Annotated in this window: 5 protein-coding genes; 3 read left to right on the plus strand and 2 right to left on the minus strand. The window is 65.7% G+C overall.

The annotated features are described in order from the left end of the window. Positions 1 to 52: 52 nt before the first annotated feature. On the minus strand, positions 53 to 1,150 hold the full coding sequence (locus C167_RS0102610) for a P1 family peptidase (protein WP_017516701.1): 1,098 nt from the start codon (positions 1,148 to 1,150) through the stop codon (positions 53 to 55). 156 nt (positions 1,151 to 1,306) lie between these two features. Continuing rightward, positions 1,307 to 2,671, minus strand: coding sequence for an APC family permease (locus C167_RS0102615; RefSeq protein ID WP_017516702.1), 1,365 nt, complete (start codon positions 2,669 to 2,671; stop codon positions 1,307 to 1,309). A gap of 211 nt (positions 2,672 to 2,882) precedes the next feature. On the opposite strand from C167_RS0102615, the gene C167_RS0102620 reads away from it, so the two are divergent. The 3 genes from C167_RS0102620 (at position 2,883) to C167_RS0102630 (ending at position 5,953) form a co-directional block, all read left to right on the plus strand. After that, a complete protein-coding gene (locus tag C167_RS0102620) occupies positions 2,883 to 3,686 on the plus strand; it encodes a helix-turn-helix transcriptional regulator (RefSeq protein WP_017516703.1) in 804 nt (267 codons plus the stop codon). Between the two features lie 149 nt (positions 3,687 to 3,835). Further along, entirely contained in the window at positions 3,836 to 4,420 is a 585-nt protein-coding gene (locus tag C167_RS0102625) for an HD domain-containing protein (protein ID WP_017516704.1), read from the plus strand. Positions 4,421 to 4,561: 141 nt separating this feature from the next. Then, complete coding sequence (locus tag C167_RS0102630; protein ID WP_017516705.1) at positions 4,562 to 5,953, plus strand: adenylate/guanylate cyclase domain-containing protein; 1,392 nt, start codon at positions 4,562 to 4,564, stop codon at positions 5,951 to 5,953. Positions 5,954 to 6,259 lie beyond the last annotated feature (306 nt).

Here is a 6,259-nt window from a genome sequence, read left to right on the forward strand (position 1 = left end):
AGCAAGCTCGCTCCTACAGGTTTTGCCAGCCCACCGGGCGCTCGACAGGGCCTCAACCGCGCCAGCCGGCTTCGCGCAAGGCCGCCAGCAACCGCTCGCCGCTCAAGGCCGGTACCAGAACCCCGTCGTCAGTACGCATGTCGCACCCGGCCAGCAGCACGTTGACGATGGCCTCCTCCACCGCCTCGGCGGCGGCTGCGAACAACGGCGAGATGTGGTCGTTGTTGACCATCTCCAACGGCGTGGCGAAGGGCAGGTTCTTGCGACCGTAATCCGCCGGTGGCAGGTCGCGGTTGCCGGTGGCGAAGGCAAGGAAGATGTCGCCGCTGGAGTCGTCAGTACCGCCGCCAGTCCGTGCAATGCCCAGCGAGGCGCGTTGTGCCAGACGCTGACACTGGTGCGGCAGCAACGGCGCGTCGGTGGCGAGGATCACCACGATGGAGCCCATGCCGGGCGTTCCCTGTTCAGCGAAGGGCGACGGCAGATCGCCCAGGTGGCGGCCGACCGGATAGCCATCCACCCGCAGCTCACGGCGCTGCCCATGGTTGGCCTGCACCAGTGCGCCCACGGTCCAGCCGCCCTGCTCCGCCGGCAGTTTGCGCGAGGAGGTGCCGATGCCGCCCTTGAACTCATGGCAGATCATCCCCGTACCGCCACCCACCGGGCCCTCCCGAACCGGGCCGGACTCGGCGCAGGCCAACGCCTCGCGCACCTGTTCGGCGCCGACGTGCTGGCCCCAGATGTCGTTGAGCAGGCCGTCGTAGGTTTCCATCACCACTGGCATGCACCAGTAAATGGAAGGGTCCGCCAACTCGGCATGCTCGGCGGCGATCAGCGCATCGCGCACCGCGCCCACGCTGTGGGTGTTGGTGATGGCGATGGGAGTGGTCAGCAGCCCCGACTCGCGAATCCACTCCAGCCCCGTGGCGTCGCCGTTGCCGTTGAGCACATGGCAGCCGGCGAAGCAGGGTTGCTGGCGCGCCGCGCTGTCACGCGGTTGCACTACCGTGACGCCGGTGCGCACGGCCTTGCCGTCGCGCTCGCCGATCAGGGTGCTGTGGCCGACGCGGATGCCGCGAACATCGGTAATGGCGTTGAACTCGCCGGGAGTGCCCAGGCCGAGGGTGATGCCGAGTTGACGAGCGCGCATGCTGTCTCCTTATAAACGGGCCTGTTCAAGGTCTCGCCGAGCGCAGTTCAGGCAAGGCAAAAGCAGGCGAAATAGCGCAGTTTACGAATGGTAAATGAGCATTTTGAGCCTGCTTTTAACGCAGCATGGACAAGCGCAGGCAGACATTGGACAGGCTCAGAGCTTCTGGAAGGCCGGGCTGAGCTTGCCGTAGGTGCTGTAGAGAATCACCGACACGGCCAGTATCCCGACAATGATCATGACGTCCCGCGAAGAGGCGTCCAGTAGCAGGTTGAGCAACAGGTAGCCGGCGCCGACCACCGCCAGCATCGCCGGCAACGGCCACAGCGGCATGCGGTACGGGTGCTCGCGGTCGCGGCGCAGCACACGGCTGAACAGCGCGCAGAGCGCCACCACCAGGTAGACCATCACCAGCAGCAGCACGGTGAAGGAAGTCAGGTCCGCCAGGTTCGAGCTGAAGCTCAGCGCCGCCGAAGGCACGCCGAGGAACAGCGTGGCGATCCACGGCGATTCCCAGCGCGGGTGGATGCGGGTGAAGGCGCGGTTCATCAGCGGCGTCCACAGCTCGTCGCGGCCGCTGCTGAAGATCACCCGGCCGACCTGGATGACGATGGCGACGATGGCGTTGAACACCGAGAGGAAGATGCCGGCGCTGACCAGCCGCGACAGCGTTTCATTGCCGTGGGCGGTCAGCAGGTAGCCGACCGGATCGGGGCTGGCAATCATGTCCTTGAGCGAAGGCGCGCCCAACAGCAGTGCGGTCAGCGGGACTATCTCGATCGCCACCACCAGCAACAGCGACCAGATCACCGCGCGATGTACGTTGCGCCCGCCGCACTTCATGTCCTCGGCCAGCAGCACCGCACCGCCGAAGCCGTTGTAGGAGAACAGCGCGGTACCCACGGCACCGATCACCAGCGCCCAGGGCGCGGCGGCCAGTATCCCGCCGTCGATATGTTGCGGGGCCACCAGCACGCTCACCGGCTGGCTGACATGGCCGAAGCCGAGCACCACGATCACCAGCAGCGCCGCCACTTCGCACAGCAGGAACACGCCGGTGATCCAGGCGTTGACCCGGATGTTGAGGATGCCCAGCAGGTAGCTGGCGGCGACTATCACCAGGGCGACGGTCTGGGTGTCGAAGTGAGTGCCCAGGGCGTTGTTGAGGTAGGTCGCCGCCCCCGTCGCCAGTACCGGCGGGATGAACAGCAGCGAGACCAGCACGGTGAGGAAGGTGGCGTAACCGGCTAGGCCGCCGAACACGCGCTTGGCGTAGACGTACTCGCCACCGGCGGAGCTGTGGGCACGGCCGAGCTCGGCGTAGCACCAGGCGAACATCAGCGCCAGGAAGCCGGCGAAGACGAAGGCCAGGAAGGCACCACTGCCGGCCTGCTGGATGGCGAACGGCGCGATGACGAAAACGGAGCTGGCGGGGGTCACCGCCGAGACGGTGATGGCGACCACGTCGAGCACGCCCAGGCTGGGCTTGAGCGCGCTCGCTGGCGCAGGGGAAGCGCTCATATCGTTGTTTCCTCGTGTTGTTATTGGTGGCTGAGGCAGGAACGAAGACCTTGTCGCGCCCTCTATGCGGGGCGCTGCGTGGGGTGCAGTCTGGACATGGCGCCGGTGGCGGCCAATCACCATTTGGGGTTACGCCCTCTTGACGATGCCCGGGTAAAAGGAGGAAACCGTGGGCCGAATCCACGCCACGCCCCCGGAGATCCCCCCGACGATGCACACCCTGTTCCGCGAAGTCGGCATGCACGCCAACCTCGGCCGCACCATCGAGCAGATCAGCCAGCCGCGCTTCTGGAAGCAGTTGGTCCTGTTGCTGCACCAGTGGCTGCCGTTCGATAACGCCCTGGCGATGTTCTACCCGGCCGGCGGTACCCCGGTGGCGCTGGAGGAATATGACGCCGAGCCCACCGCCGGGCCGGCCGCAATGGCCATCTACCTCGACGGCCTGTTCCAGCTCGACCCCTTCTACCAGGCGTGCCGCGAGGGCGTGCCCAGCGGGCTGTACCGGCTGGAGGAAATCGCCCCGGACCAGTTCCGCCAGAGCGAGTACTTCCTCAGCTACTTCCACGACAACGTGCTGGAGGACGAGGTGCAGTTCATCCTCCAGCTCCCCGGCCAGGGCGCGCTGTCGTTGTCGCTGGGTATGCGCCGGTTGTTCGATGGCGAGCAGACCGGCCTGCTGGCGATGCTCTGTCCCTGGGTGCTGGCGCTGATGCAGCAGCACTGGCAGCAACGCAGCCAACGCCTGCTTCCCGGCATCAGCGACGGCGTGGCGGTACAGGTGCGCGATGCCCTGAGCCAGTTCGGCGCCGGCGTTCTCTCGGAACGCGAACTGGAGATTGCTCGGTTGATCCTGCGGGGTTACTCCTCCAAGGCCATGGCCGAGCGCCTGGCGATCTCGCCGGAGACCATCAAGGTCCACCGCCGCCACCTGTACAACAAGCTCGACATCTCCTCGCAGCCGGAGCTGTTCTCGCTGTTCCTGCAGTCGCTGGGGCACGACCCGCAGAACCCCTGAGCGGTCCCAGGCCGTCCATGGGCGCGGCTGATGCCGTGCCATTCGCGCCCAGCAGGACACCCCGCTGGCGCTGCACGGACACTACCGCCAACGCCGTGCGCTTCTAGACTGGTGCCGTCCCCCTCCAACAATCACAAGAGGACAGCCCGATGAACGCACGCGCCCACTTCACCCACATGGAAGACGGCAGCGCCGAGGACTGGGCGATCATCGCCAAGGACTTCGGCCAGTACGCGGCCCTCCTGCCCGACCGGATACTGGCCCACCTGCGCCTGCTCGACGGCGACTTCGGCGGCTTCCCGGTGGACCGCCTGACCCATTCGCTGCAGACCGCCACCCTGGCCCACCGCGACGGTCGAGACGAGGAGTATGTGGTCTGCGCCCTGCTCCACGACATCGGCGATACCCTCGGCTCGTTCAACCACGCCGACATCGCCGCGGCCATCCTCAAGCCGTTCGTCAGCGAAGAGAACCTGTGGATGATCGAGAAGCACGCGATCTTCCAGGGGTACTACTTCTTCCATCACCTGGGCCTGGACCGGCACCTGCGCGAGCAGTTCAAGGACCACCCGCAGTTCGAGCAGACCATCGAATTCTGTGCGCGCTACGACGCCGCCGCCTTCGACCCGGAAGGTGAAGTGCTACCCCTGGAGTTCTTCGAACCCATGCTGCGCCGGGTCTTTGCCCAGCCCCGCCGCTCCATCTACCAGAAGCCCGACGGCACCATGGCCTGAGGGTCCCAAGGCGACCGGCGGTTCGCGACGAAGAGTGGCGAACCGCCGCTGGCCCGGGGGCTGCGCATGGAATAAGATCCCTCCCCAAATCAGACGCGCAATCGGCCAAAAGCCTACGCACACCAGGGAAGTTTCTTGCGCATGAAGCCTAACGTTCTTGAGCGCTCCAGCACGCCGCTCACCCCCGCCCCCCTGCGCGAATACCATTCCCGCGTGCTGGCCTACATCGCCGTTGCCGCGACCATTACCGCCGGTACCTTCGCCAAGTACTTCGGCTACGACATCCTCTGGATGATTCCGTACGCCCTGCTCTACCCGCACCTCGCCCAGCAGGTCAGCCGCCGCTTCAAGCGCGACAACCCACAACGTACCCGCCTGGTGCTGCTGTTCATCGACGCCCTGCATGCCGGCATCGCCACCACGCTGCTGGGCTTCTCCGAGGTGCCCAGCCTGATGCTGGTGCTGATCCTCGCCTTCTCCGCACTGATCATCGGCGGCCTGCGTTCGCTGGGCCTGGCGCTGCTGGTGGCGCTGAGCGCCGCCGTACTCAGCGCCGCGCTGATCTCACCGGCCTACAAGGGCCAGACGCCGAGCATCGTCGCACTGGTGAGCGTGCTGTTCTCCACCCTCTACATCTGCATCACCGCCTTCTTCGTGCACCAGCAGGGCCTGCGCCTGGCGCAGGCCCGTTCGGACATCACCCTGGAGCAGGAAAAGGCCGCGCGCCTGGCCAGCAACCTGGCCAAGTACCTGTCGCCGCAGGTATGGGAGTCGATCTTCAGCGGCAAGCGCACCGTACGCCTGGAGACCCAGCGCAAGAAGCTCACGGTGTTCTTCTCCGACATCAAGGGCTTCACCGAGCTTTCCGAGGAACTCGAGGCCGAAGCCCTCACCGACATGCTCAACAACTACCTCAACGAGATGTCGAAGATCGCCCTGAAATACGGCGGCACCATCGACAAGTTCGTCGGTGACTGCGTGATGGTGTTCTTTGGCGACCCGGCCACCCAGGGCGCGAAGAAGGACGCCGTGGCTGCCGTGTCCATGGCCGTGGCCATGCGCAAGCACATGAAGGTCATGCGCCAGCAGTGGCGGGCCCAGGGCATCACCAAGCCGCTGGAAGTGCGCATGGGCCTGAACACCGGCTACTGCACCGTGGGCAACTTCGGCGCCGATACGCGCATGGACTACACCATCATCGGCCGCGAAGTGAACCTCGCCAGCCGCCTGGAAAGCGCCGCCGAGGCCGGCGAGATCCTCATCAGCCACGAGACCTATTCGCTGGTGAAGGACGTGCTGATGTGCCGCGACAAGGGCCAGATCGCCGTGAAGGGCTTCAGCAAACCGGTGCAGATCTACCAGGTGGTCGACTTCCGCCGCGACCTGGGCTCCAACCCCAGCTTTGTCGAGCACGAGGTGCCGGGCTTCTCCATGTACCTGGACACCAACAACGTGCAGAACTACGACAAGGAACGGGTCATCCAGGCACTGCAGCAGGCGGCGGAGAAGCTCAAGGACAAGATCATTCTCTGAGTGATCGTGCAGCTCCGGGTTCACGCCCACCCGATCACGGACGGAGTCCGCTCCTACGCACGCCGGGGATTGCGGCAACGCTCACGCCTGGCCCCGCTGGCGTAGGAGCAACTGTCTTTCTCTGAAAGCTCGTGCCTGGGATTTCCCCTCTCCCTAACCCTCTCCCTGAAGGGAGAGGGGACTGGTTGGGTGCCGGCTGAAACCACAGTGTCAGCCGGCTCAGATAGCTCCCTCTCCCTTCGGAGCGGGGCGCGCAGCCAGGGCGGGGAGAGAGGGCGGGCCTCGGCACGGTGTTTCAGGTAGGAG

Origin of the sequence: Pseudomonas nitroreducens TX1 (genome assembly GCF_000313755.1) — a bacterium.
Lineage (GTDB): Bacteria > Pseudomonadota > Gammaproteobacteria > Pseudomonadales > Pseudomonadaceae > Pseudomonas > Pseudomonas nitroreducens_A.

Bases quoted from the DNA above. Each gene is read 5' to 3' on its own strand.
- C167_RS0102610 (WP_017516701.1), bottom strand. From the start codon at position 1,150: ATGCGCGCTCGTCAACTCGGCATCACCCTCGGCCTGGGCACTCCCGGC.
- C167_RS0102625 (WP_017516704.1), top strand. From the start codon at position 3,836: ATGAACGCACGCGCCCACTTCACCCACATGGAAGACGGCAGCGCCGAG.
- C167_RS0102630 (WP_017516705.1), top strand. From the start codon at position 4,562: ATGAAGCCTAACGTTCTTGAGCGCTCCAGCACGCCGCTCACCCCCGCC.
- C167_RS0102620 (WP_017516703.1), top strand. From the start codon at position 2,883: ATGCACACCCTGTTCCGCGAAGTCGGCATGCACGCCAACCTCGGCCGC.
- C167_RS0102615 (WP_017516702.1), bottom strand. From the start codon at position 2,671: ATGAGCGCTTCCCCTGCGCCAGCGAGCGCGCTCAAGCCCAGCCTGGGC.